This window comes from Synechococcus sp. R55.7 (genome assembly GCF_047461955.1).
Lineage (GTDB): Bacteria > Cyanobacteriota > Cyanobacteriia > Thermostichales > Thermostichaceae > Thermostichus.
Window position 1 is genome coordinate 14,895 of sequence record NZ_JANSIC010000015.1, and the last position, 2,156, is coordinate 17,050.

General features: G+C 59.0%; 3 protein-coding genes. 2 read left to right on the top strand and 1 reads right to left on the bottom strand.

Annotation, left to right across the window (positions count from 1 at the left end; genetic code table 11):
• Window positions 1-36: 36 nt before the first annotated feature.
• On the top strand, window positions 37-975 hold the full coding sequence (locus NW820_RS01770; protein ID WP_414406520.1) for an alpha/beta fold hydrolase: 939 nt from the start codon (window positions 37-39) through the stop codon (window positions 973-975).
• Window positions 976-1,042: 67 nt separating this feature from the next.
• Here NW820_RS01770 and NW820_RS01775 read toward each other — a convergent pair whose 3' ends face one another.
• Window positions 1,043-1,525 carry a pyridoxamine 5'-phosphate oxidase family protein gene (locus NW820_RS01775; RefSeq protein WP_414406518.1) on the bottom strand — a complete coding sequence of 161 codons (483 nt, stop codon included), beginning with the start codon at window positions 1,523-1,525 and terminating at the stop codon, window positions 1,043-1,045.
• Window positions 1,526-1,724: 199 nt separating this feature from the next.
• Here NW820_RS01775 and NW820_RS01780 point away from each other — a divergent pair, with 199 nt between their 5' ends.
• Window positions 1,725-1,946, top strand: coding sequence for a high light inducible protein (locus NW820_RS01780; protein ID WP_011433062.1), 222 nt, complete (start codon window positions 1,725-1,727; stop codon window positions 1,944-1,946).
• The last annotated feature ends 210 nt before the right edge of the window (window positions 1,947-2,156 follow it).

The window sequence follows — 2,156 nt, forward strand, 5'->3', positions numbered from 1 at the left end:
GATCGCAACGCTGACTCAAACCTACACTGCACCCCCATGTTGCCATGCAGCGCCAACGCGAACACAGAGCATCGCTGGCTCTGGCGTGACCAGCCCATTCGCTACCAACAGTCGGGATCCACAGGCCCAGCCGTGTTGCTCATCCATGGCTTTGGGGCCAGCAGCGACCATTGGCGGAAAAATTTGCCGGAGCTGGGGCAGCACTGTCAGGTGTATGCGATTGATTTGTTGGGGTTTGGGGGATCCGCCAAGCCTCTGCCGGGATCCCCTTTGCCCTACACCTTCGAGACCTGGGGATCCCTGGTGGCAGACTTTGTCCGAGAGGTGGTGGGCCAGCCAGTCTATCTGGTGGGCAACTCGATTGGCTGCATTGTGGCTTTGCAGGCGGCGGTTCTGGATCCAGCCCAGGTTTTAGGGGTAGCGATGTTGGATCCCTCGCTGCGGCTATTGCACGAGCGGAAACGGGGCCAGGTCTCCTGGCTGCGCCGCCAGTTTACCCCTTTGCTGCAATCCCTGCTGGGGTGGCCCCCCTTTGGTCGTTTCTTCTTTGCTCAGGTGGCCCAGGCTAGGGCCATTCGCAATATCCTCCTCCAAGCCTACGGGCGCAAAGAAGCGGTTACCGAGGAGCTGATCCAGCTTTTGCTCAAACCCGCTTTGGAGCCGGGGGCGGCAGAGGTCTTTTTGGCCTTTGTGCGCTATTCTCAGGGGCCTTTGGCTGAAGATCTCTTGCCTCAGCTCACCTGTCCCGTCTTGATCTTGTGGGGGGAAGCGGATCCCTGGGAACCCATTGCTCTGGGGCGGGCCCTGGCAGAGTTTCCTTGCGTGGTGGGGTTCATCCCGTTGCCAGGGGTTGGCCATTGCCCCCAGGATGAAGCCCCCGAGCTGGTCAACCCGCTGCTGTTGGACTGGATCCGGGATCCCACCCGAAAACCTGAGAAAGGACTCCATTCTCTCCCCCCAGAAGAGGGGAGCTAGGAAGCGGCGCAGCAAGAGCTTCCCTGGGCTCAAGGATGGCGCGGGCTGCCCTTGGAATTCTCATAATCTACGCCCGACCAAGGTGCTCCAGTTGATCCAGGTTGGGGCCGCTCAGCCGGAATGCCTGGCCAAACCCCTGGATGAAGCTACCAGTTTTGGGGACGATCTGACAGAAGTGAAAATCCGCCAAACTTAGGATCATCTCGGCAATCTCGTACTTGGCGCGGTAGAGGGCTTCAAACCCCTGCGCCTGCGCCTCCTCGCGGCTGAGAAACTGGGCTTCTCCGCTCACCATCACCCGCGGCAGGGCGTGGTTACTGCGGGGATCCCCTGGGGTGGGCGGCTCGTGGATGAGTAGCGCGGCCCGGGGATCTGCCCGCAAAGCCTGGGTGTGGCCAGAAAGATCGCTGATGACAATGGCAAAGCGCAAGGGATCCCGCTGCACCACAAAAGGCACCAACGACACCGCCGGGGATCCCTGCTCCAGCACCGCCAAGCTGGCCACCGGCTGGCCATCCAGCAGCGTATTTAACCGCTCCAGCGCCGACATAGTTGTCCTCCAGTCCCCTTGCTATTATCAGCTCCCCTGTACTGGGACAAGAGCCACAACCCTGCTTACAGGCTGTTCCTGGCCTGGTTGAACTCTGCCCGGCAGCTCGGAACATTGGGCGTCAACAACGTTGTAAATAAAACTTTACAATCCTATGCAAAGCGAGCTACGCTGGTGAAGAAAGCACAAGGAGAACCCTATGACCCGATATCGCTCCGTCGTCGTCGAAGAAGGCGGTCGGCTGAACAACTACGCCATTGAGCCAGAAATGTATGTGGATAGCACCCCCCGCGTGGGCTTCACCGACTATGCAGAGCGCTTGAACGGGCGCTTGGCAATGATCGGCTTTGTTGCCCTGATCCTGTTTGAAGCTCTGTCTGGTACCACCCTGATTGGCTGGCTGCAGTCCCTGGGCCGATAAGCCAAAGAACGCTTCCTAGGAAGAGGGCTGTCTCTAATCGCCGATTGACTGTTCGCGATAGTGGGACGGAGTCCTCACTTTGCTGCACAGTTCTCTACAACCTGATGTGCAAACGCTAGGCAGTTGTGCGAGTGTGCAGAGAGCGGGTGGTTAGGTTTATGTTTCTAGACCCCAGCTACCGTTTGAAATGTACCCCAAGCTCTGGGGGAA

What these genes read in the sequence shown, in the direction of transcription:
- NW820_RS01775 (WP_414406518.1), bottom strand. Translation starts at nt 1,525, where the DNA reads ATGTCGGCGCTGGAGCGGTTAAATACGCTGCTGGATGGCCAGCCGGTG.
- NW820_RS01780 (WP_011433062.1), top strand. Translation starts at nt 1,725, where the DNA reads ATGACCCGATATCGCTCCGTCGTCGTCGAAGAAGGCGGTCGGCTGAAC.
- NW820_RS01770 (WP_414406520.1), top strand. Translation starts at nt 37, where the DNA reads ATGTTGCCATGCAGCGCCAACGCGAACACAGAGCATCGCTGGCTCTGG.